Genomic DNA, 21,219 nt, shown 5'->3' with positions numbered 1-21,219 from the left:
CTTTATGCCTCACCCCCTAGGGTCGTGGCCTCGGCGAGCAGCTCCGCGCACTTCTCCCCCACCATGAGCACGCCGATCATCGGGTTCACGGCCGGCATCGTCGGGAAGACGGACGCGTCGGCGATGCGGATGCCCTCCAGGCCGCAGATGCGCAACTGCGGGTCCACGACGGCGAGTTCGTCGCCGTCGGCACCCATCCGGCAGGTGCCGGCCGGGTGGTAGACGGTGTGCGCGACCTTGCGGGCGTACTCGCTGATGTCCTCGTCGGAGGTGACCTCCGGGCCGGGGCAGACCTCGCGCTTGAGCCAGCCGGCCAGCGGCTCGGCCCGGGCGATCTCACGGGCGATCTTGATGCCGTCGACGAGGGTGCGGGCGTCATAGTCCTCCTCGTCCGTGAAGTAACGGAAGTCGAGGGCGGGCTTGACGGCCGGGTCGGCGCTGGTGAGGTAGAGCCGGCCGCGGCTGCGCGGCTTGGGGATGTTGGGGGTCATCGACACGCCGTGCTCGGGCTTTTCGTAGCCGAGGCGCTCGGGGTTGTCGGTGAAGGGGATCTGGTAGAAGTGGAACATCAGGTCCGGGCCGTTCGAGGCCGGGTCGCGGCGCACGAACAGGCCCGCGTCGGAGTCCATCGCCGAGTTCTCGGGGATGGGGCCGTCGGTCTCCCAGACGATGACCGACTCGGGGTGGTCGAGGAGGTTCTCGCCGACGCCCGGCAGGTCGTGGACGACGGGTATGCCGAGCTCCTCGAGGTCGGCCTTGGGGCCGATGCCGGAGTGCAGCAGCAGCCGCGGGGTGTCGACGGCACCGGCGCACACCAGCACCTCGCGCCCGGCCTCGACGTAGATCTCCTCGCCGTCCTTGGTGCGCACGTGCACGCCCTTGGCGCGGGAACCCGCCAACTCCAGCCGGTACGCCCAGGTCTCCAGCATGAGGTGGAGGTTGGGGCGGTCCAGGAAGGGGTGCAGGTAGGCGACCGAGGCGGAGGAACGCTTGTTGTTCTCGGGGTGGTAGGCGAGGTCGAAGAAGCCCACGCCCTCGTGGAACGGCTCCTTGTTGAAGCCCTCGACGCGCGGCACGCCCACCGCCTTGCGCGCCGCCTCGACGAAGTCGCGGGCGATGGCGTTCCGGTCCTTCTCGTCCACGGCCACGATGTTGTTGCGCAGCCGGGCGAAGTAGGGGTCCATCGACGCCGCGTCCCAGCCCTCGGCGCCGGCCTCGGCCCACTCGTCCCAGTCGCCGGGCAGCGGCTTGAAGGAGATGAGGGTGTTGTGCGAGGAGCAGCCGCCCAGCACGCGCGCCCGGCTGTGCCGGATGTGGGAGTTGCCGCGCGGCTGCTCGGTGGTGGGGTAGTCGTAGTCCAGGTCGCCGCCGAGCAGGCCGAGCCAGCGGCGCAGGGTCAGGACGTCCTCGCGGTCGACGTCGGTGGGGCCGCCCTCGATGACGGCGACGGTGACCGAGGGGTCCTCGGTGAGGCGGGAGGCGATGACGGAGCCGGCGGTGCCGCCGCCGATGACGACGTAGTCGTAGACAGGCATGATGGGGGTGAACTCCTTCTGCGGCAAGGAATGTTCTTCGCTGACGAGCGGACGGATGCGGTCGGGCGCCGGGGCCTCAGCCCGCGAACCAGCGCACCGGCTTCGGGTCCAGGTTCTGGTAAATGTGCTTGGCCTCGCGGTACTCGGCAAGACCCGTGGGACCCAGTTCCCGGCCGACTCCGGACTTGCCGAAGCCTCCCCATTCGGCCTGCGGGAGGTAGGGGTGGTAGTCGTTGATCCACACCGTGCCGTGGCGCAGCCGGCCCGCCACGCGGCGCGCGCGGCCCGCGTCCTTCGTCCAGACGGCGCCCGCCAGCCCGTACTCGGTGTCGTTGGCCAGCGCCACGGCCTCGTCCTCGGTGTGGAAGGTCTCGACGGTGAGGATGGGCCCGAAGGTCTCCTCGCGGACGACCTTCATCTCGCCGTGGCACAGGTCCAGGACGGTCGGCGCGTAGAAGTAGCCGCTCTCCGGGCGGTGCTCGGCGGGGCGGGGGCGGGTACCGCCGCAGCGCAGGGCCGCGCCCTCGGCGAGGGCGGAGGCGACGTACGCCTCGGTCTTGGCGAGCTGCTGCGCGGAGACGAGCGGGCCGCACTCGACGCCCTTCTCGGTGCCGCGCCCGAGCTTGATCCGCTCGGCGCGGCGGGCGAGTTCGGAGACGAAGCGGTCGCGGACGGACTCCTCGATGATGAGGCGGGAGCCGGCCGAGCAGACCTGGCCACTGTGGATGAAGGCGGCGTTGAGGGCCTGGTCGACGGCGGTGTCGAAGTCCTCGTCGGTCGCGCAGGCGTCGGCGAAGACGACGTTGGGGTTCTTGCCGCCGAGTTCGAGGGCGACCTTCTTGACGGTGGGCGCGGCGGCCGCGGCCACCTTGGTGCCGCTGGCGAGGCCGCCGGTGAAGGAGACGAGGTCGACGTCGGGGTGCTCGGCGAGCCGGGCGCCGACCGGGTCGCCGGCACCGGTGACGAGGTTGGCGACGCCGTCGGGCAGGCCCGCCTCGGCGAGGAGCCGGATCAGGTGCACGGTCGACAGCGGGGTGACCTCGCTGGGCTTGATGACGAAGGTGTTGCCCGCGGCCAGCGCCGGCGCGATCTTCCAGCTCGCCTGCAGCAGCGGGTAGTTCCACGGCGTGATCAGCGCGCAGACGCCGACCGGCTCGTGCACGACCACGCTGTGGATGTCCGCGGAGCCCGCGTCGACGACGCGCCCGCCGCCCTCGTTCGTCACCAGGTCGGCGAAGTAACGGAAGGCGTCGCTGACGCAGTCGACGTCGATCCGGCCCTCTTCGAGGGTCTTGCCGGTGTCGCGGCTCTCGGTCAGCGCGATGCTCTCGCGGTCGCGCTGCAGCAGCTCGGCCACGTGCCGCAGCAGTGCGGCCCGTTCGGCCACGGGGGTCAGCGGCCAGGGGCCCGCTCCCCCGTCGAACGCGCGGCGGGCGGCGGCGACGGCCGCGTCGGTGTCGTCCGCACCGCCTTCGGAGACGACCGCGAGGATCGTGGCGTCGGCGGGGTCGAGCACCTCCCGCTGCGCGCCGGACGCGGCGCCACGCCACACCCCGTCGACGTGGATGGTCTCGACTGACGACATCACTCTCTGCCTTCCGGTTCTGAACAGTCCCGTCACCGGGCGGCACGACGGCCGGACCGGCAACGGGACGCCCATAACCAGAAGGCGAGAACCTATGCCTCCTTATTCACAAAGAGTGACCCGAGTCACTCAGCGTTGTCCCCGGTGGATCAGCTCGCGCAGGACGTCGTGGGGCAGAAGGAGCGCACCAGCGCCCGCAGGATCTGGTCCGTGGTGAACCGGTCGGACCAGGGCCCGGCCACCAGCAGGGCGTACTGCTTGCGGTCGGGTGCGGTGTAGGCGTGGACGATCACGTGGCGGGTGGTGCCGTCGGTGTACGTGTAGGTGTACTCGAGCTCGGCGGGGTTCCCCTGGCCGACGACGCTGGCGAGCCGCAGCTTGCGGTAGCCCTTGTACTGCGAGACGTACGTCTGGGTCTCGGCCAGCGAGTCGTACGGCGTGGCCCGCGGCGGGTCGAGGGCGAACACCTGCAGGAGGCCGCGGCCGCCCGGGGCCCGGTAGAAGACGCTGGTGCGCTCGGTGCTGCGCAGCCAGCCCACCGGTACGTCCAGCCGGAAGCCCGCCGGGTCCACGGTGCGCACGAAGCGGGTGGGGAAGCCCGTGCCCGCGAAGGTGCTGGGCGTGGGGCGCGGGCCGAAGGTGTAGCCGCCGGTGGTCCCTCCCGAGCCGCCGAAGGTGGCGGTGGGGCCGGGGGTGGGCGAGGCGCCGGCGGTCGGCAGCCCGCGGTCGCCCTCCGGCCCGCCCTCGTCGTGCCGGACGAGGGCCCAGACGCCCGTGCCGATGCCGCCCGCCAGCACCACGCCGACCAGGACACCGGCGAGGACCGAGGCGCGCGAGGGCCCGGCGGGGACCTCGGGCGGTGTGCCGGGCGGGGGCGGAGGCCCGAGGATCACCCCGGGGTCGCCGTCGTCGTCCGGGTGGCCCGCCGCCGCGGGGGCGGAGGGCGGGGCATGCTGTCCGGGTGGCGGTTCGGCCACCCATTTCTGCAGGTCGGCGTCCCAGTAGCGCATGCGTACCGCCGCCTCAGGCCAGTAACTGGCTGATCGCCTGGACGAGGGCGGCGGCGGACGCCAGCCCGCCGACGACCGTCGCGCCACCGGTGAGCAGCTCGCGCAGCCGGGTCAGCCGCCCGGAGCGGGTCCGTCCGTCCTGCCGGGCGTCCTCCTCCAGGCCGGTCAGCTCCGTGTCGAGGGCGGCGATCTCCTCGGTGCGGGCGAAGCGCGGCAGGTCCCCTCTGAGCTCACGGACGGCCGTGAGCAGCTCGGGCGTGACGGACAGCAGCCGCCGCGAGGCGTCCACCGCCTCGGCGTCCTCGCCGACGGCGGCCGCGCCGCCGCTCATGTCGAGGATGGCCATGCCGCTCTCCGGCACCCGCAGCCCGTCCGGGACGCTCACCGGCGCCGCCTGCCCGGCGGCCTGGGCGGGTGTGCCGGCCCGCTCCGAGCGGTCCTCGGCCCGGGAGCCCTTGCCGGAGGCGGCCGCGCCGCCCGTCATCCGGCCGATGAACATGCCGCCGCCCGTGCGTCCGGCGTCGTCCGTGCGCTTGTCGTCGCGTTCGTCCGTCATCGTCCTCCGCCCCCGCTTCCCGTGAGGTGCTTGGCCTCGGCACCGGCGCCCTGGGCGACCGCGCCGCCGCTCATCGCGCCGATGTAGATGCCGCCCTCGCTGATCTGCACGATCTGCTGCTCGAACTGGTCGGTCTCGTAGCCCTGGGAGCGCAGCGCGTCCCGGACCCCGCTGGCGATGCGGTCCTGGACCGTCTTCACATAGCGGCTGACGTCCATCTCCTGGAACAGCGAGACCTCCTTGGCCGCCGCCAGCTCCCGTACGGAGTCGGCCGGTCCGTCCGGCACGGCACGCCGTGGGTCGGCGAGCCAGGTGCGGAAGCCGGAGACGGCCGAGCGGACCGTGGAGACCGCCGCGGCGAAGCCGGCGGCCGGCGCGGTCAGGAAGGCGCGGACGCCGTCGCGCAGCAGGTCCTCCTCGCCGCGTGCCGCGATCACGTCGACGGCCCGGAACTCCGGCCGGATCGGGGTCAGTACGTGCGGTACGACCTCCAGGACCAGCATGCCGCCCTGGGTGTGGACGCGGACCAGCACGGAGACGACGACCTGTTCGTCCCAGGCGCCGACGCGGACCCGCAGGAAGTAGCGGCGCGCCTCGCCGCCCTCGTTGACGGACTCGGCCAGGTGGCGGCGGACGGTGTGGTCGTCGTAGGCGACCTGGGGCCGCTGCGGGCCGACCGGCAGATAGACGAACTCCTCGATCTCCAGGTCCTTCAGCCGGTCCCGGCTGGTCGCGGCGGCCGCCTGGCGCAGCGCTTCCAGCCGGGGGCGGATCAGTTCCACGATCGTCCGGCCGGTGAACGGCGCGAGGCTGCCCCCGCTGGTGTCCGCGCCCTTGCGCCGCTTGAGCTCCAGGGCGAAGGACCAGGGCTCGTAGGGCAGGCCCATGCCGATGAAGGGCCGGGACGGGTCGTAGATGGTCAGGCCCGCGTACTGCTCGCGGTCGATGGCCTGGGCGATGCGCCGGTGGTAGGTGGAGGTGGGGAACGGCCGGGGCAGGTGCGCGAAGGTCTCCTGGCCCAGCTCCGCGCGCATCACGGCGGCCACCCGGGCGCGGTGCATCCACACGGGCACCGCGAGGAGCAGCGGGAAGATGATGCCGACCCAGTTGTTCACGCCCTGGCTCAGGGACCAGAAGGTGAAGACCCAGTAGGCGAGGGTCAGCGCGGGGACGCCCACGGGGAGCAGGACGCTCAGCGCGCGGGGGCTGCCGCTGCCCCGCAGGGCCTGGCGGAGGGTGCGTTTGTCGACGACGTAGGCGGCCGAGCCGCGCCCGGCGGCGGCGTGTGCGCTCCAGTGGACGAAGCAGACGACGGCGTAGGCGGTCGACCAGATCGGCACCGGCGGTCCGCCCTCGGGGGCGGAGGCCATGTCGACGGCGAAGAAGCCCGTCCAGAGGACGAGCAGGAGTAACGCGGTCAGGGTGTCCTGGCCGCGGGCGCGCAGCGCGTGGGTGAGCACCGGCACCACGTCCACGCCCAGGGAGGGGGCGATGGGTCTTTCTTCATGTTCCACCAGCTCTTCGATGACACGGCGGCGGAAGTCGATGTCGAGGTAGGTCCCCGCGCAGAGTAACCGGGTGGCCTCTGTCGGGGACCCGTGAGCGGACTGACTCAATTCGGGTCCCCCGATCCGTCGAACTCATCTGCGAATTACATGAGTTGACGTACTTTCGGAAGAACCCAGAATAAGCCAGAAGGCCCGTCACCGACCCCGGCTGGAGGCGGATGACGGGCCTGAATTCATCGCGTACGGGCGTACTGCGGAACGCCCGTACGAACGACGACCGGCCGACGAGGCCGGATGGCGTCCCGGATGAGACGAAACGGGTCAGATCAGGCCGAGGCCGCGGACGGCGTCGCGCTCCTCCGCCAGCTCCTTGACCGAGGCGTCGATGCGGGCGCGGGAGAACTCGTTGATCTCCAGGCCCTGGACGATCTCGTACTTGCCGTCCTTGCAGGTGACGGGGAAGGACGAGATGAGACCGGCCGGCACGTCGTAGGAGCCGTCCGAGGGGATGCCCATGGAGGTCCAGTCGCCCTCGGCGGTGCCGTTGACCCAGGTGTGGACGTGGTCGATGGCGGCGTTGGCGGCGGAGGCGGCCGAGGACGCGCCCCGGGCCTCGATGATCGCGGCACCGCGCTTGGCGACGGTCGGGATGAAGTCGTCGGCCAGCCACTGCTCGTCGTTGACGACCTCGGCGGCGTTCTTGCCCGCGACCTCGGCGTGGAAGATGTCCGGGTACTGGGTGGCGGAGTGGTTGCCCCAGATCGTCAGGCGGCGGATCTCCGAGACCGCGACGCCGGTCTTCTTCGACAGCTGCGAGATCGCGCGGTTGTGGTCCAGACGGGTCATCGCGGTGAAGCGCTCGGCCGGCACGTCCGGCGCGGCGGCCTGGGCGATGAGGGCGTTGGTGTTGGCCGGGTTGCCGACGACGAGGACCTTGATGTCGTCCGCGGCGTGGTCGTTGATGGCCTTGCCCTGCGGCTTGAAGATGCCGCCGTTGGCCTCCAGCAGGTCACCGCGCTCCATGCCCTTGGTGCGCGGGCGGGCGCCGACCAGCAGCGCGACGTTGGCGCCGTCGAAGGCGACGTTCGGGTCGTCGGTGATCTCGATGCCGCGCAGCAGCGGGAACGCGCAGTCGTCGAGCTCCATGGCGGTGCCCTCGGCGGCCTTCAGGCCCTGCGGGATCTCCAGCAGGCGCAGCTTGACCGGCACGTCCGCGCCGAGGAGGTGACCGGAGGCGATGCGGAAGAGCAGCGCGTAGCCGATCTGACCGGCCGCGCCGGTAACGGTGACATTGACGGGAGTGCGGGTCATGGCGATCTCCTGCTGCGAACTGAGGTGGGTGTCCCTGCCCATTTAGGAGGATCTCTCTTGGTGTCAAGAGATCCGGCGCCAGGCTATCCGACCGGGCCCCGCCCGCACCCCCTACCCGGTGTGGGACGCCTCACCGTCGCCCCACCGGGCCCGCCCGCCCCGCCCGCCTCAGCCGGTGGGTCCCGGCACCACCGGGGCCGACGCGCGCGGCAGCGTGCAGCCCTTGCGGCCGGACATCAGCGTCGCGCACGCCGACACCTGCCCCGGCTCCCCCACCTCGACCATGCGGGTGTGTCCGTCCGTCCCCCGCTCGACCCTGCCGCTCTCCGCACGGGCCCCCGCGCCCGTGCCGCTTATGCGCAGCGCGTCCCCGGGAACGGCCTGGGTGATACGGGCCCAGGCGGCCCCGCAGACCTTGCTGTAGCGCACCTCCAGATACGAGGTGCCGACGGTCGCGGACCCGGCCGTCATGGCGTGCTTGCCGCCGCAGCCCATCTCCTCCGGGTCCTTGCCGGAACACGCGCCCCCGGCGCACTTCACCCCGGCGGGCACCCCGCCCGGGCCGCTCACGCTGGGCGTGGCCACGGCCCCCTGCGGAACCTTGCCGTCCTCACCGTCCGCACCGAGCAGCAGCACGCCGGCGACGGCGACGAACAGGGCGCCCACGGCGCCGACGGCGAACAGCGTGGTGTTGCGGCGCGACCGGCCCGGCCCGGGCTCCCGGAAGGGGATGGCCCTGTCCCGTACGTCGGGGGAGTACGGGGGCCGGGGCAGGCCGGTCCGCGGCGGGGCCCCCTCGCTGCGCAGCGCGGTGCGGACCTTGCCGGCCGCCCCGCCCTCGTCCTGGCCCCCTTCCTCCCGTTCCTCCCGTTCCTCCCGCCCGCCGCCACGCCTGCCCGGCGGCGGGCCGAACTCGCCCAGGGCCGCGCGCGCCTCGGCGACCCGGACCGCCTCCATCGTCACGTCGTGCCGCAGCTCCGAGCGGCTCCACGCGCGCTCGGCCAGCTCCCACATCGTGCCGAGGTGGCCGACGTCGGTGCCGGTCGCCTCGGCCAGCGCCTCCGCCGCCCCGCGCGGGGGCAGCAGCCGGCCGTTGAGGTACCGCTCCCACGACGTCTTGCTGTAACCGGTGCGGTCGGCCACGGCGGCGATGCTCAGCCCGCTGCGCTCGACGAGTCTGCGCAGCTGTTCGGCGAACTCGCGCACCTGCGGGTCGAGTTCGTCCGGTAGCGCCCTCCAACGAGGCATTGCCTCCCCCTAGTCCCCCGGTACGTACGGCGGTGATCCCCGTGTCGCTGCGCTTCCCCTTCACAGCCTCGCTTCCGGCTACCCAGGGGGATGCCCGAAACCAGCATGTCAGTTCCCAAGAGGGCGGCGCATGGTGGCACTTGGGGTTGATCAAGCCCACTGGGCGCACGCCCCTGGTGCGCGCCCGGCCACCCGCCCCTGAGCCCCGCGCCACGGGCCGGCGTCACGGCGGGGCGGCCCGGTAGGGAAATCGGTACAGAAAACGGACCTGGTCCCGGAACGGTCACACGCGGGCCACAGCGGCCCGCCGGCCCTTGATCCGGCTCATCGCGGTCATGATCATCGGCGGTGAGCGGTGGCCCGTCCTCCCACGGGGGTGGAGGACCGGCCGCCGGCTCTTTCCACCCCTTTACTACCCCTATGTCGCCCGCCCCACTCGGCTCAGGCGCAAAGACATACGACACAGGCATACGACAATCGCGCCCGTCCCTCCCGGGCACCTCACCGGCCGGACGAGGGCGGAGTGAAGCAGTCGGGCGGGCCGGCGGCGGGCAGCAGGCAGACCCGCGCCTTGCGGGGGTCCTTCACCACCGACATCACGGTCACCAGATAGTCCATCGTGTCCTGCGTGCTCGCGGCCTCCAGCCGCTTGGCGTCCGTCCCCGGCACGGACAGCTCGACCCGGTCGCCGAGGCGCAGGTGCCACGCCCGTACCCACACCGCCTGGCACCGCTCGCCGTGCCGGAGCTCGACCCGCTGCCCGTCGGCTCCCAGCCGCTGAGCGACGTTCGCGGGCGGCGGCACGTCGCACCCCATCTCCTTGGCGTTCTCGCCGTCGCACTGCTCCGCCCTGCAGCCGGGCTCCCACCGCTGGGCGTACGGGGAGACGCTCGTGGCCCCCGGCCGGCCGGGCTCCTGTTCGCCGGACGCCTCCTCGCCTGACGCCAGCAGCGCGGCCGTGACGACGGCCGCCGCGAGAGCGGCGACGCCGGACAGGACGTACGCCCTCGCGGAGCGCCCACCGAACACCTTCCGCACGGCGGAACCGGTACCGGACGGGCCGGGGCCGTCGAGGGGACCCCGCTCCGCCCCCGTGAGCTCCTCCGCCACCTCGGGCACCGGCGACGCCGAGCGTCCGCTCCAAGCCTGCTCCGCCAGCTCCCACAGCGCCAGCAGCCGCCCGGGCGGCTCGTCCGCCAGCGCGCACAGCGCCTCCACCGCCTGCCTCGGCGGCAGCTTCTTGCCGTTGAGATAGCGCTCCCAGGACGACTTGCTGAACGGGGTGCGCTCGCCGAGCGCGGCCAGGCTCAGCCCCGTACGGTCCTTCAGCTCCCGCAGCCCGGCGGCCAGCCGGCCGCACTCCACCGGGAGCGGTCGTGCGGTGCTCACCGGCGCAGCTCCCCCCAGGTGTCCGGGCCGACGACCCCGTCGACGACCAGGCCACGCTCCTTCTGGAAGCCCTTGGCCGCCTCCTTGCTCCGCGGGCCGTAGGACCCGTCGGTGACGCCGGGGTCGAAGTGGTGGAACTTCAGCAGGCACTGGGCCTCCACGACCTCCCAGCCCGAGGTCTTGAGGTCCATCAGCGTGGTGCGGGTCGAGCTGTACCCGGCGGTCAGCCCGCCGGCCTTGCGCTTGACCTCGCACGGGCGGGAGCGGCCCTTGACGAAGACGAAGGGCTCCTGGGCGTTGCCGAGTCCGTCGCCGGACGAGGTGACCTCGTCCTCCCGCCAGGGGTGCGTGACCAGCAGCGTGGCGACCAGGGCGACCGACAGCGCGATCACCGCCCCGACGAGCGCCCAGGTCCGCCGCCGCCCGCCGCGCCGCGCCCGTTCCGCGTCGTCGTCCAAGGCGCCCGCCTCCCCGGCGGGGGCCTCCTCGGACCACGCGTCCGCCGCGACCTCGTGCAGCACCAGCAGCCGGACCGGGTCCGCGCCGCACACCAGCGCCAGCTGCTCGACGGCGTCGGCCGGCGGCAGCTGCTTGCCGTTGAGGTACCGCTCCCAGGAGGAGCGGCTGTAGGAGGTCTTGGCCGCCAGTGCGGCGAGGCTGAGCCCGCTGCGGTCCTTGAGCCTGCGGAGCTGGACGACGAGCTGACGCACTCGCTCGTCCAACGAGACAGGTAATTCCTTCCAACGCGGCATGTTCCACCCCATACGCGTCAAACAACCCCCGAGGCAACGAGCCTCCTATGCCGCACATGATGGCGACGCGGGGCACGGATTTCCGCCCCCTCCGACGGGGGCTGCGACTTCCGGCCACCCGCGCGGGTGCCCCACCGTCCCACCGGGACGTCGTGGGACCCGCCGTCCCCGCAGGTCAGGGGGTGGGACATCCCACGTCGACCCAAGAAGCGGCGGCTGACTGGCAGTTGCGGATGTGGCGCATCAAAGTCAGTCCTGCAAGCCGGGCGGTGACACGGTCCACCCCGTGTCACCGCGCCACCACTACGGGGAGGAACCCGAACCCATGAACGTACGCAAGCGCGTCGCAGCAGGCATCGTCTCGGCCGCCTTCGTCGGTGGCACCATGGCCGCCATCGCGCCGGCCGCGCAGGCGGCCCAGCCGGCCGCGCAGGAGTCGGTGTCCGTCAGCGCCGCCGCGAAGTGCAAGCGGACGGCCGGCATCGGCTGGTACTGCGGCTACCACAAGGGCACCCCCTACACCGACTACGGCGACCGCGGCGCCAAGGTGAAGGAGGTCCAGGCCCTCATCAAGTACACCACCGCTTACAAGGGCAAGCTGGCCGTGGACGGGGTCTTCGGCAAGGACACCCTCGCCGCGGTGAAGTGGTTCCAGAAGAACTACAACGGGGGCCAGGCCGACGGAAAGGTCGGGCCGAAGACCTGGAAGGCGCTGCGCGCCAAGTAAGCACGGCAACGGCCCGGCGCCGGGCTTGCCCGGCGCCGGGGCCAACGCCACGGCGGCCCGTCCTCCTTCGGGGGAGAGGACGGGCCGCCGTCACCCGTGCGCGTACGCCTGCGCCTACGCCTACGCCGCGATCTTCTTCCGCAGGTTCTCGTCCAGCGCCGCCAGGAACTGCTCCGTCGTCAGCCACGGCTGCTCGGGGCCGACCAGCAGCGCGAGGTCCTTCGTCATGCGGCCGCTCTCGACGGTCTCGACGCAGACCTGCTCCAGCGCCCGGGCGAACGCCGTGACCGCGGGCGTGCCGTCCAGCTTGCCGCGGTGGGCCAGGCCCCGGGTCCAGGCGAAGATCGAGGCGATCGGGTTGGTCGAGGTCGCCCGGCCGGCCTGGTGCTGGCGGTAGTGGCGGGTGACCGTGCCGTGCGCGGCCTCGGCCTCGACCGTACGGCCGTCGGGGGACATCAGGACGGACGTCATCAGGCCCAGCGAGCCGAAGCCCTGCGCGACGATGTCGGACTGGACGTCGCCGTCGTAGTTCTTGCAGGCCCAGACGTAGCCGCCCGACCACTTCAGCGCCGAGGCGACCATGTCGTCGATGAGCCGGTGCTCGTACGTCAGGCCCCTGGCCTCGAACCGCGCCCTGAACTCGGCGTCGAAGACCTCCTGGAAGATGTCCTTGAAACGACCGTCGTACTTCTTGAGGATCGTGTTCTTGGTCGACATGTAGACGGGATAGTCACGGTCCAGGGCGTACCGGAACGACGCGCGCGCGAAGTCGCGGATGGACTCGTCCAGGTTGTACATCGCCAGCGCGACGCCGGGGCCGGGGAATTCGTAGACCTCGAGCTCGACCGGTTCGGACCCGTCCTTCGGGGTGAAGGTCATGGTCAGGGTGCCCTCGCCCGGGACCTTCAGGTCGGTGGCGCGGTACTGGTCGCCGAAGGCGTGACGGCCGACGACGATGGGCTTGGTCCAGCCCGGGACCAGGCGCGGGACGTTGCCCATGATGATGGGCTCACGGAAGATCACGCCGCCGAGGATGTTGCGGATGGTGCCGTTCGGCGAGCGGTACATCGCCTTGAGGCCGAACTCCTCCACCCGCGCCTCGTCCGGCGTGATCGTGGCGCACTTGACGCCGACGCCGTGCTCCTTGATGGCGTGGGCCGCGTCGACGGTCACCTGGTCGTGGGTGGCGTCACGGTGCTCGATGCCGAGGTCGAAGTACTTCAGCTCGATGTCCAGGTACGGCAGGATCAGCTGGTTCTTGATGAAGGACCAGATGATGCGGGTCATCTCGTCGCCGTCGAGCTCGACGACGGGGTGGGCAACCTTGATCTTGGTCATGAGCCGGAACGTCCCTCTCGCGCAGCTGGGGTCTCCCCCTACCGGAAGGCAGGGCCCTTCCCCGTCCCGGAGCGCCCACGGCGGACGGCCCGGGAGACGAGGAAGGAAATCTCGACATCAAGCTACTCCAGGGCCGTCCCGGCGGACAGCCGCACGGGACGCGCCCCGCCGGGCGGCGCCGCCGCGCGGCATCACTGCACGGTGAAGTGCAGGACGTCGTCCAGGAAGGGAATCCTCAGCCACGGGTTCGGCTGGGCCATCAGGGCGAGCAGCACGATCGCCAGCCCCAGCCCGCCGTACGTGAACATGTCCGTGAACCGTGACCGCACGGCCAGCATGCCCACGTCCGGCAGCGCCCAGCGCAGCACCGCACCGCCGATCATGGCCAGGCCGACCAGGATCGTCCCCACCCGGAAGGCGTCGAACGACACGATCAGCAGGCCCAGGCCCGTGACCCCCAGCACCGCCAGCAGGGGCCACTGACGCGCGGGCGCCGGCGCGTCGCCGGGCGCGGCCCGCCCGCCGCCCTCGGGGCGCGCGGTGTCCCGCGTGAGGCGCGGCGGCCGCCGCGAGGGCGTGCCGGAGCCGGTGCCCTGGCTCGCGCCGGCGTCCGTCTGCCCGGGGCGCGCGGCGCCGTTCGCCCGCGCCCCGTTCTTCGAGGCGTCGGGCCCCGACGCGCCGCGTTCCGACGCGTCACGTCCCGGCGCCCCGTTTCCGGACGCGCCCTTTCCGGACGCGCCGTTTCCCGGCGTGCCGTTTCCCGGCGTGCCGTTCACCGATGCGGCGAAGCCGTCCAGCGGCGTGCCGGACTCAGCCCGCATCGCCGATTCCGGCAGCACGCTCGGCGGCCTCCACGACGTTCACCAGCAGCTCCGCACGCGTCATCGGGCCCACGCCGCCCGGGTTCGGGGCGATCCAGCCGGCGACCTCGGCGACGCCGGGGTGGACATCGCCGACGATCTTGCCGTTCTCGTCGCGGCTGACGCCGACGTCGAGGACGGCCGCGCCCGGCTTCACGTCCTCCGGCTTGATCAGGTGGGCGACGCCCGCCGCCGCCACGATGATGTCCGCCTGGCGCAGCTGCGCCGAGAGGTCACGGGTGCCGGTGTGGCAGAGGGTGACGGTGGCGTTCTCGGACTTACGGGTCAGCAGCAGGCCGATCGAGCGGCCGACGGTGACGCCGCGGCCCACGACGACGACGTGCGCGCCGTTGATCTCCACGCCGTGGCGGCGCAGCAGCTCGACGATGCCGTTGGGGGTGCAGGGCAGCGGCGCCTTCTCGTTCAGCACGAGGCGGCCCAGGTTCGTCGGGTGCAGGCCGTCGGCGTCCTTGGCCGGGTCGATCAGCTCCAGGACGCGGTTGGTGTCGATGCCCTTGGGCAGCGGCAGTTGGACGATGTAGCCCGTACAGTCGGGGTTGTCGTTCAGCTCGCGGACGACCGCCTCGATCTCCTCCTGCGTGGCGGTCTCGGGCAGCTCGCGCTGGATCGAGCCGATGCCGACCTGTGCGCAGTCGCGGTGCTTTCCGGCCACGTACCACTTGCTGCCGGGGTCTTCGCCGACGAGGAGGGTGCCCAGGCCGGGCGTGACGCCCTTGGCCTTCAGTGCCTCCACACGGCTGGTGAGTTCGGACTTGATGGCGGCGGCGGTGGCCTTGCCATCGAGAATCTGGGCGGTCATGTCGTCCATCCTCGCGGATCGGGTGTCGTTGGTTCCACTCAGGTCGCGCCCGTGACGGTCGCGCCGGTATACGTGCGGATCGGCGGTACGACCGTATGCCTACGATGACCGCCGCCGTGGTGACAGCCACGGCCGTCCCCGCTTGTTTTCAGCCACCGCTCGAAGGATCACCAGGTGACCCATCCGAACCCGCCCGGTCAGTACCCCGGGTACCCGCAGCAGCCCGCCCCGGGCTATCCGCAGTTCCCCCAGCAGCAGCAGCCGTACGGCCACTACGCACAGCCGGGGCAGGGCTACGGCTACGGGCAGCCGGACCCCTACGCCGCGCAGCGGCCCCCGCTGGCGGGCTGGGGCTCGCGCGTGGGCGCCACGCTGCTGGACGGGCTGATCGGCTCGCTGCTGCCGATCATCGGCGTGGTCGCGGGAGCGGTGATGATGGCCGTCGCGGCCGACAACGCCGACTGCGTGACCACCACGAACGAGAGCGTGAGCGTCTGCGAGAGCGATCCGGCCGTGCTCGTCCCGGGCATAGCCGTGATGGGCGTCTCGCTCCTCGTCGCCGTGTTCCTCGGCTTCTGGATGATGTACCGCCAGGGCAAGACCGGTCAGACGCCCGGCAAGAAGGCGCTCGGCATCAGCGTCGTGCGCGAGCGGGACGGACTGCCGATCGGCTTCGGTATGACGTTCGTCCGCAACCTCTGCCACATCCTCGACGGCTTCTTCTACCTCGGCTACCTGTGGCCGCTGTGGGACGAGAAGAAGCAGACGTTCGCCGACAAGATCATCGGTACGGTCGTCATCCGCGTCCGCTGAGCACGGCGTGTGCGGCCGCGCCCCCGAGGGGGCGCGGCTCGCCGCGTCAGTGGAAGAAGTGGCGCGTACCGGTGAAGTACATCGTCACGCCGGCGGCCTTAGCGGCCTCCACGACCTGCTCATCGCGGACCGAACCGCCCGGCTGGACCACGGCCTTGACGCCGGCGGCGGTCAGCACCTCCAGCCCGTCCGGGAAGGGGAAGAAGGCGTCGGAGGCGGCGTACGAGCCCCGGGCGCGCTCCTCGCCCGCGCGCTGGACGGCCAGCTTGGCGGAGTCGACGCGGTTGACCTGGCCCATGCCGACGCCGACGGTCGCGCCGTCCTTGGCCAGCAGGATGGCGTTGGACTTCACCGCCCGGCAGGCCCGCCAGGCGAAGGCCAGCTCGGCCAGCTCATCGGCGGAGAGCGCCGCGCCCGTGGCGAGCGTCCAGTTGGCCGGGTCGTCGCCCTCGGCCTGCAGCCGGTCCTTGGCCTGGAGCAGCATGCCGCCCTCGATCGGACGGCCCTCCAGCGGCTGGTGCGGCGCGTCGGGGCAGCGCAGCACCCGGATGTTCTTCTTGCGGGCCAGCACCTCGACGGCGCCGTCCTCGTAGTCCGGGGCCACGATGACCTCGGTGAAGATCTCGGCGACCTGCTCGGCCAGCGCCACCGACACCGGCCGGTTGACGGCGATCACGCCGCCGAAGGCGGACAGCGGGTCACAGGCGTGCGCCTTGCGGTGCGCCTCGGCGACGTCGGAACCGACAGCGATGCCGCACGGGTTGGCGTGCTTGATGATCGCCACGCAGGGCAGGTCACCGTGGTCGTGGGCGGCGCGGCGGGCGGCCTCGGTGTCCACGTAGTTGTTGTACGACATCTCCTTGCCGTGCAGCTGCTCGGCGTCGGCGAGGCCGCCGCCCCCGCTGACGTACAGCGCGGCGGGCTGGTGCGGGTTCTCGCCGTAGCGCAGCACGTTCTTGCGCTCGTAGGTGGCGCCGGCGAAGGCCGGGAAGCCCTTGCCCTCCTCGTCGGCCGCGTAGCCGGCCGCGAACCAGTTGGCCACCGCCACGTCGTACGCGGCGGTGTGCCGGAACGCCTCGGCGGCCAGGCGCTTGCGCGTGGCGAGGTCGAAGCCGCCGTCCGCGACGGCCTTGAGCACGTCGTCGTAGCGGTCGGGGTTGACGACCACCGCGACGGAGGGGTGGTTCTTGGCGGCGGCGCGGACCATGGACGGGCCGCCGATGTCGATCTGCTCGACGCACTCGTCGGGCGAGGCGCCCGAGGCGACGGTCTCCCGGAACGGGTAGAGGTTGACGACCACCAGCTCGAAGGGGCGCACGCCCAGCTCGTCGAGTTGCCCGCGGTGCGCCTCGAGCCGCTGGTCGGCGAGGATGCCGGCGTGCACGCGCGGGTGCAGGGTCTTGACCCGGCCGTCCAGGCACTCGGGGAAGCCGGTCAGCTCCTCGACCTTGGTGACCGGGACGCCGGCGGCCGCGATCCGGGCGGCCGTCGAACCGGTGGAGACGAGCTCGACGCCGGCGTCGTGGAGACCACGGGCCAGCTCTTCCAGCCCCGCCTTGTCGTAGACGCTGATCAGCGCCCGGCGGATGGGCCGCTGCGTGCCCTCGGAGTGCGTACCTGCGGAGGTCGTACCTTCGGCGGTCACGAGATCCGTACCTTTCGTCCCTCAATGCGATAGCCGTGCCGGGCCAGACGCCCCACGACTTCGACGAGCAGCTGTCGCTCGACTTCCTTGATCCGCTCATGCAGAGCGGCTTCGTCGTCCCCGTCCCCGACCTCGACCACTCCCTGGGCGATGATCGGGCCGGTGTCGACGCCTTCGTCGACGAAATGGACGGTGCACCCGGTGACCTTCACGCCGTACGCGAGCGCGTCGCGGACGCCGTGGGCGCCGGGAAAGCTGGGCAGCAGGGCGGGGTGGGTGTTGACGATCCGCCCGCCGAACCGCGCGAGGAATTCCTTCCCCAGGATCTTCATGAAGCCCGCGGAGACCACCAGGTCCGGCTCGTACGCGGCCGTCGCCTCGGCCAGCGCCCGGTCCCAGGCGTCCCGGCCGGCGTGATCCTTGACCCGGCACACGAACGTCGGCAGCCCGGCGCGCTCGGCGCGCTCCAGCCCGGCGATGCCGTCCCGGTCGGCGCCGACGGCCACGACGCGGGCGCCGTAGCCGTCCGGGTCGGCGGCGATCGCGTCCAGCAGGGCCTGCAGGTTGGTGCCCGAACCGGAGACGAGCACGACGATGCGGGCGGGGCGGGCAGGGGCAGCCACAGTGGGGCCCTTTCTCGCGGGTGGTGCGGTTTGTATGGTCGTACGAGACCGAGGGGTCGCCGAATACGGGGGACTCTACGAACCCGTCGACCGCCAGCAACGATACCGGCACACCGAACCGCCCCCACGGGACGGGGGCGCGCACGGGAGGTAGCGTCGGGACGGGACCGGACGACGACGCGGGAATTCGGGGCGCGTCGCCGTAGGCTCGAGGTGCAGGACGACAACACAAGGGGAAGACACACTCCACATGCCGGACCGACGCCGCCACGCGGCTCACCGCCTCCCGCTGCCCGCGGCGGCCCCTGCGCTGCGCGAGCGCCGGGCGCCGTCGTCTGCCCCCGCGGAGGAGCAGCGGGACAACCCCTTCGCCGCACCGCCCGAGGGGCAGCCGGACCGGCCCTGGCAGCCACGGCAGCCCCAGGAGCCGCAGCGGCCTTCCGGGAACGGCGAGGGCGGGGGCGAGGACGGCCAGGGCGAGCAGCCCCCGGTGTGGGGCAGCCAGTGGAGCAGCCGGCAGCCCGGCCGGCACGACGGCGGCTTCGGCGGCGGGGACGGCCCCGGCGGCCCGAACCCCCCGGGCGGCCCCGGCGGCCCGAACGGCCTGCGCTGGGACCCGACGGACCCGGCCCAGCGGCGCGCCCGCTATGCGCTGCTCGCCGGCATGTGGGGCTTCTTCTTCGCCCTCTTCAGCATCCCGCAGGTGGCGCTGCTCCTGGGCGCCCTGTCCGTCTACTGGGGCGTCAGCTCCCTGCGCGCCAAGGCCAAGCCCCGCCCGCACGACCCGGACGTCCCGGCCCCGACCCCGCCCCCCGGCGGCTTCCGCCCCCAGACGACGGCGGCCGTCAGCGGCCTGGTCACCGGCGGCCTGGCCCTGGCCATCGTGGCCGCGACGTTCGCCTTCCACCTCGTCTACCGCGAGTACTACACCTGCGTGGACGACGCCCTGACCCAAACCTCCCGCCAAGCCTGCGAAAACCACCTCCCGAAGCAGCTCCGCCCCTTGCTGGGCACGCAGGACTGAGACACGGCACCCGTCGGGCGGGCAGCGGGCAAAGCCCGCACCACACCCGCCGCAACGGCGGCCAGCCACCACGCCGAAGCCCGGCGGTGCCGAACCAACCGCCAGAGCGGGCCCGGCGCCTCATCGCATGCGGCGGCGACACCACCCCCACGCGGGCAGCGGGCAAAGCCCGCACCACACCCGCCGCGACGGCGACCAGCCACCACGGCGAAGCCCGGCGCCCCCGCCGCAACCAAAGGCGACATCACCCCCGCGCGGGCGACGGGCAAAGCCCGCACCACACCCGCCGCAACGGCGACCAGCCACCACGCCGAAGCCCGGCGGTGCCGCACCGACCGGCAGACCAGGCCCCGTCCCGAGGCCGCGGCGAGGGGTCAGTGGTCGTCGCCCGGGAGTGTGAGGTCGCGGGGCTCGAAGTCGGGCATGAGGCCGCCGCCCGAGTCCTTGAGGGCCGCCCAGCGGACCTGGCGGGAGGCCGGGTCGTGCCAGGCGTCCGTGGACGACGCCTCGAACGGGGCCGGCGAGGCGGGCCCCCGTGACGGGGGCGGCGATTTGTGGCGGGGCTTGTCGCGGCGGGCGCTCTTGCGCCGGCGCGGCCGCCACCGGCGGCGCCGGTCACCGCCGCGCGCCGCGCCCTCGGGCACGTTCGGCGCCGGAACGAGCGGCTCCGGCCCCGGAGCCGGGGACGCGTGCGGCTGCGGCATGACGGGCAGCATCTCCGGTTCGTACGCGACCTTCTCCGGCGCCAGCCCCACGGCACCGTGCACCCCGAAGCCGAACCACGCGGCGACGGCCCGCCACCACGACCGCGACGAGCCACCACCGCTCTTCTCCGGTTCGCCGGCGGCCCCTGCGGCCCCGGCGGCCTCGGAGGCATCCCCCTCCCCCACCGCCAGCCCCAGCGCGTACCCCAGCCGCCGCCACCCCTTGAGCACCTTCCCCGCCTCCCCATCCCGCGTACGCTCCGGGCGCAGTGCCGCCACTTCGCGCCGCCACCGCACCACGAGCGCCCCCGGTACGCCGAGCGCCGCCGTCCAGCCCGCGGCCGCCGCGCCGGTGCGCCAGCACGACGGGCCGAAGCCGGCGAGCACCGCGTTGCCGAGCGCGCCCCCGGACGCGTACGCCAGAACGGTCATCACCACGCCGCACAGCACCGCGCCCAGCAGCGCGGTGGCGGCGGCCTCCCGGCGGCCCACCCGCGCGGAGCGCTTCGGCACGGCGGCACGGGCGAGCGCGATCCCCGCCCCGGCCGTCAGCGCGGCCGCGCCCGCCAGGGCGAGCGGTCCCGCCCGGCCCGGCGACGGCAGCGCGGCGAGCAACGGGAAGCTCGGCAGCATCGGGCGGCCCGTCACCATGCCCAGCGGTGCGACGAGGCCGCCCGCGCCCACCGTGAACCCGGGCCCGAGCCCGTACGCCGCCGCCCACACCACCGCGTTCGGCAGCAGCGCCGCGCTCAGCAGCCCCACCGCCACGCGGCCCGACCAGCGCGGGGCCAGCTGCGCGAACGCCTCCTGCGCCGCGCCCGTGTGCAGGGCCAGCGACACGGCCACGACCAGCATCGCGCCGGCGAGCAGCATCGCGGTCGCGGCCGCCGCGGCCCGGACGACCACGGCCAGCCGGGCCTTCGTGAACCACCGCCGCACCACCCCGGGCACCACCCGGCGCACCGGCGGAGGCGCCGGCAGGCCGGGCCGCCCGGCGGCCGTCCACACGCCGGCGGCGATGAAGCCGGCCGCCACCAGCGGCACATGCAGCAGCGCGCTGAGCGGAGCGACCCGCACCGGGCCGGACGACGCGTACAGCGCCGCGGCCAGCGCCACCAGCAGATAGCCGCCGAGCATGGCGGTGAACGCGGCGCGGGGCGTGGGCCCGGGCATGTCCGGCGGGGCGCTCTCGGGGGGCTCGAGCGCGTGCCGGGCGGCGCGGTAGAGCAGGGTGCAGGGCACGATCGACAGCAGCAGCGGCGTCAGCCCGATCGGCGCGGGCACGCCCGTCAGCGTCTCGGTGCGGACGAGCGCCGCGCCGTGCGCCAGCAGCCACAGGTCCGCGGCGATGCGCAGCGCGCCCGCCGGGCCGCTGTCGGGGTACGGGGAGATGATCCACAGGGCCAGTACGACCATGGAGAGGGCGCCCAGCCCCAGCCCGGCGGCCAGCATGCCGCCGAAGAACACCGTGCTCGTCGCGGACGACGGCCCGGTCACGGCGGGCCGATGGCGCGTCGGCGTCGACGGTGTCGACGGACCGTGATCGGCGTATTGGCTCACGGGGCCATGCTGCCAATAACACGGCTTTCCTGCCGGTAGCTGGCAATTGACCGTCGTGTCGCTTGTATGGCAGGAAATATGCCTATGAACCGTTTTGCGGCGCATACGGGCGTGGGCCCCGAGGTAGGCGAAGGCACCGCGCTCGCCCTCCTTCGCCCCGCAGCCGATCTGGAAGGTCAGCAGCGTCTCGACGGGGTTTTTGCCGTTCTTG

18 protein-coding genes are annotated in these 21,219 nt (G+C 73.0%); 3 read left to right on the top strand and 15 right to left on the bottom strand.

Annotation, left to right across the window (positions count from 1 at the left end):
* Window positions 1-2 precede the first annotated feature (2 nt).
* The 9 genes from ABZ956_RS00090 to ABZ956_RS00050 all read right to left on the bottom strand — a co-directional run bounded on the left by ABZ956_RS00090 (window position 3) and on the right by ABZ956_RS00050 (window position 10,864).
* The gene (locus tag ABZ956_RS00090; RefSeq protein ID WP_361884731.1) at window positions 3-1,535 is read right to left on the bottom strand and encodes a GMC oxidoreductase; all 1,533 of its coding nucleotides are present in this window, start codon (window positions 1,533-1,535) and stop codon (window positions 3-5) included.
* A gap of 76 nt (window positions 1,536-1,611) precedes the next feature.
* Window positions 1,612-3,120 carry an aldehyde dehydrogenase family protein gene (locus ABZ956_RS00085; protein WP_361884729.1) on the bottom strand — a complete coding sequence of 503 codons (1,509 nt, stop codon included), beginning with the start codon at window positions 3,118-3,120 and terminating at the stop codon, window positions 1,612-1,614.
* A 149-nt stretch (window positions 3,121-3,269) separates the two neighbouring features.
* Window positions 3,270-4,130, bottom strand: coding sequence for a hypothetical protein (locus ABZ956_RS00080; protein WP_361884727.1), 861 nt, complete (start codon window positions 4,128-4,130; stop codon window positions 3,270-3,272).
* A 13-nt stretch (window positions 4,131-4,143) separates the two neighbouring features.
* The gene (locus ABZ956_RS00075) at window positions 4,144-4,686 is read right to left on the bottom strand and encodes a hypothetical protein (protein ID WP_361884725.1); all 543 of its coding nucleotides are present in this window, start codon (window positions 4,684-4,686) and stop codon (window positions 4,144-4,146) included.
* Window positions 4,683-6,200 carry a hypothetical protein gene (locus ABZ956_RS00070; RefSeq protein WP_361884723.1) on the bottom strand — a complete coding sequence of 506 codons (1,518 nt, stop codon included), beginning with the start codon at window positions 6,198-6,200 and terminating at the stop codon, window positions 4,683-4,685. Before ABZ956_RS00070 ends, ABZ956_RS00075 begins: the two co-directional genes overlap by 4 nt.
* 315 nt (window positions 6,201-6,515) lie before the next feature.
* On the bottom strand, window positions 6,516-7,505 hold the full coding sequence (locus ABZ956_RS00065) for a malate dehydrogenase (protein ID WP_361884721.1): 990 nt from the start codon (window positions 7,503-7,505) through the stop codon (window positions 6,516-6,518).
* Between the two features lie 168 nt (window positions 7,506-7,673).
* Window positions 7,674-8,753, bottom strand: coding sequence for a DUF2690 domain-containing protein (locus ABZ956_RS00060; RefSeq protein WP_361884719.1), 1,080 nt, complete (start codon window positions 8,751-8,753; stop codon window positions 7,674-7,676).
* A gap of 501 nt (window positions 8,754-9,254) precedes the next feature.
* The gene (locus tag ABZ956_RS00055) at window positions 9,255-10,142 is read right to left on the bottom strand and encodes a helix-turn-helix domain-containing protein (protein ID WP_361884717.1); all 888 of its coding nucleotides are present in this window, start codon (window positions 10,140-10,142) and stop codon (window positions 9,255-9,257) included.
* Window positions 10,139-10,864: a helix-turn-helix domain-containing protein gene (locus ABZ956_RS00050; protein WP_361884715.1), complete on the bottom strand. Its 726-nt coding sequence runs from the start codon at window positions 10,862-10,864 to the stop codon at window positions 10,139-10,141. The genes ABZ956_RS00055 and ABZ956_RS00050 overlap by 4 nt, the downstream gene beginning before the upstream one ends.
* Window positions 10,865-11,219: 355 nt before the next feature.
* On the opposite strand from ABZ956_RS00050, the gene ABZ956_RS00045 reads away from it, so the two are divergent.
* Entirely contained in the window at window positions 11,220-11,621 is a 402-nt protein-coding gene (locus tag ABZ956_RS00045) for a peptidoglycan-binding domain-containing protein (protein WP_361884713.1), read from the top strand.
* Window positions 11,622-11,741: 120 nt separating this feature from the next.
* On the opposite strand, the gene ABZ956_RS00040 is transcribed toward ABZ956_RS00045, so the two are convergent.
* From ABZ956_RS00040 to ABZ956_RS00030, 3 genes are all read right to left on the bottom strand, one after another.
* Complete coding sequence (locus tag ABZ956_RS00040) at window positions 11,742-12,959, bottom strand: NADP-dependent isocitrate dehydrogenase (RefSeq protein ID WP_361884711.1); 1,218 nt, start codon at window positions 12,957-12,959, stop codon at window positions 11,742-11,744.
* A gap of 191 nt (window positions 12,960-13,150) precedes the next feature.
* The gene (locus ABZ956_RS00035; RefSeq protein WP_361884709.1) at window positions 13,151-13,780 is read right to left on the bottom strand and encodes a DUF3017 domain-containing protein; all 630 of its coding nucleotides are present in this window, start codon (window positions 13,778-13,780) and stop codon (window positions 13,151-13,153) included.
* The gene (locus ABZ956_RS00030) at window positions 13,770-14,639 is read right to left on the bottom strand and encodes a bifunctional methylenetetrahydrofolate dehydrogenase/methenyltetrahydrofolate cyclohydrolase (RefSeq protein ID WP_361884707.1); all 870 of its coding nucleotides are present in this window, start codon (window positions 14,637-14,639) and stop codon (window positions 13,770-13,772) included. The genes ABZ956_RS00035 and ABZ956_RS00030 overlap by 11 nt, the downstream gene beginning before the upstream one ends.
* Before the next feature lie 174 nt (window positions 14,640-14,813).
* On the opposite strand from ABZ956_RS00030, the gene ABZ956_RS00025 reads away from it, so the two are divergent.
* Window positions 14,814-15,452 (top strand): RDD family protein, encoded by a 639-nt coding sequence (locus ABZ956_RS00025; RefSeq protein ID WP_361884705.1) that lies wholly within the window; start codon window positions 14,814-14,816, stop codon window positions 15,450-15,452.
* A gap of 46 nt (window positions 15,453-15,498) precedes the next feature.
* Here ABZ956_RS00025 and purH read toward each other — a convergent pair whose 3' ends face one another.
* Together purH and purN are read right to left on the bottom strand one after the other, a co-directional pair.
* On the bottom strand, window positions 15,499-17,097 hold the full coding sequence (gene purH / locus ABZ956_RS00020) for a bifunctional phosphoribosylaminoimidazolecarboxamide formyltransferase/IMP cyclohydrolase (protein ID WP_361884703.1): 1,599 nt from the start codon (window positions 17,095-17,097) through the stop codon (window positions 15,499-15,501).
* A complete protein-coding gene (purN, locus tag ABZ956_RS00015) occupies window positions 17,094-17,720 on the bottom strand; it encodes a phosphoribosylglycinamide formyltransferase (RefSeq protein WP_361884701.1) in 627 nt (208 codons plus the stop codon). Before purN ends, purH begins: the two co-directional genes overlap by 4 nt.
* Window positions 17,721-17,970: 250 nt before the next feature.
* Here purN and ABZ956_RS00010 point away from each other — a divergent pair, with 250 nt between their 5' ends.
* Window positions 17,971-18,744 carry a hypothetical protein gene (locus ABZ956_RS00010; protein ID WP_361884699.1) on the top strand — a complete coding sequence of 258 codons (774 nt, stop codon included), beginning with the start codon at window positions 17,971-17,973 and terminating at the stop codon, window positions 18,742-18,744.
* Between the two features lie 374 nt (window positions 18,745-19,118).
* Here ABZ956_RS00010 and ABZ956_RS00005 read toward each other — a convergent pair whose 3' ends face one another.
* Entirely contained in the window at window positions 19,119-20,945 is a 1,827-nt protein-coding gene (locus ABZ956_RS00005) for a DUF6350 family protein (RefSeq protein WP_361884697.1), read from the bottom strand.
* Window positions 20,946-21,219 lie beyond the last annotated feature (274 nt).

The sequence above is a fragment of the Streptomyces sp. NPDC046261 genome, from assembly GCF_040646235.1.
GTDB lineage: Bacteria > Actinomycetota > Actinomycetes > Streptomycetales > Streptomycetaceae > Streptomyces.
The sequence above is the reverse complement of the archived record's forward strand: the minus strand, read 5'-3'. Positions and strand labels throughout refer to the sequence as shown.

What these genes read in the sequence shown, in the direction of transcription:
- ABZ956_RS00075 (WP_361884725.1), bottom strand. Translation starts at nt 4,686, where the DNA reads ATGACGGACGAACGCGACGACAAGCGCACGGACGACGCCGGACGCACG.
- ABZ956_RS00080 (WP_361884727.1), bottom strand. Translation starts at nt 4,130, where the DNA reads ATGCGCTACTGGGACGCCGACCTGCAGAAATGGGTGGCCGAACCGCCA.
- ABZ956_RS00090 (WP_361884731.1), bottom strand. Translation starts at nt 1,535, where the DNA reads ATGCCTGTCTACGACTACGTCGTCATCGGCGGCGGCACCGCCGGCTCC.
- ABZ956_RS00045 (WP_361884713.1), top strand. Translation starts at nt 11,220, where the DNA reads ATGAACGTACGCAAGCGCGTCGCAGCAGGCATCGTCTCGGCCGCCTTC.
- ABZ956_RS00030 (WP_361884707.1), bottom strand. Translation starts at nt 14,639, where the DNA reads ATGACCGCCCAGATTCTCGATGGCAAGGCCACCGCCGCCGCCATCAAG.
- ABZ956_RS00040 (WP_361884711.1), bottom strand. Translation starts at nt 12,959, where the DNA reads ATGACCAAGATCAAGGTTGCCCACCCCGTCGTCGAGCTCGACGGCGAC.
- ABZ956_RS00060 (WP_361884719.1), bottom strand. Translation starts at nt 8,753, where the DNA reads ATGCCTCGTTGGAGGGCGCTACCGGACGAACTCGACCCGCAGGTGCGC.
- ABZ956_RS00085 (WP_361884729.1), bottom strand. Translation starts at nt 3,120, where the DNA reads ATGTCGTCAGTCGAGACCATCCACGTCGACGGGGTGTGGCGTGGCGCC.
- ABZ956_RS00065 (WP_361884721.1), bottom strand. Translation starts at nt 7,505, where the DNA reads ATGACCCGCACTCCCGTCAATGTCACCGTTACCGGCGCGGCCGGTCAG.
- ABZ956_RS00010 (WP_361884699.1), top strand. Translation starts at nt 17,971, where the DNA reads ATGCCGGACCGACGCCGCCACGCGGCTCACCGCCTCCCGCTGCCCGCG.
- ABZ956_RS00035 (WP_361884709.1), bottom strand. Translation starts at nt 13,780, where the DNA reads ATGCGGGCTGAGTCCGGCACGCCGCTGGACGGCTTCGCCGCATCGGTG.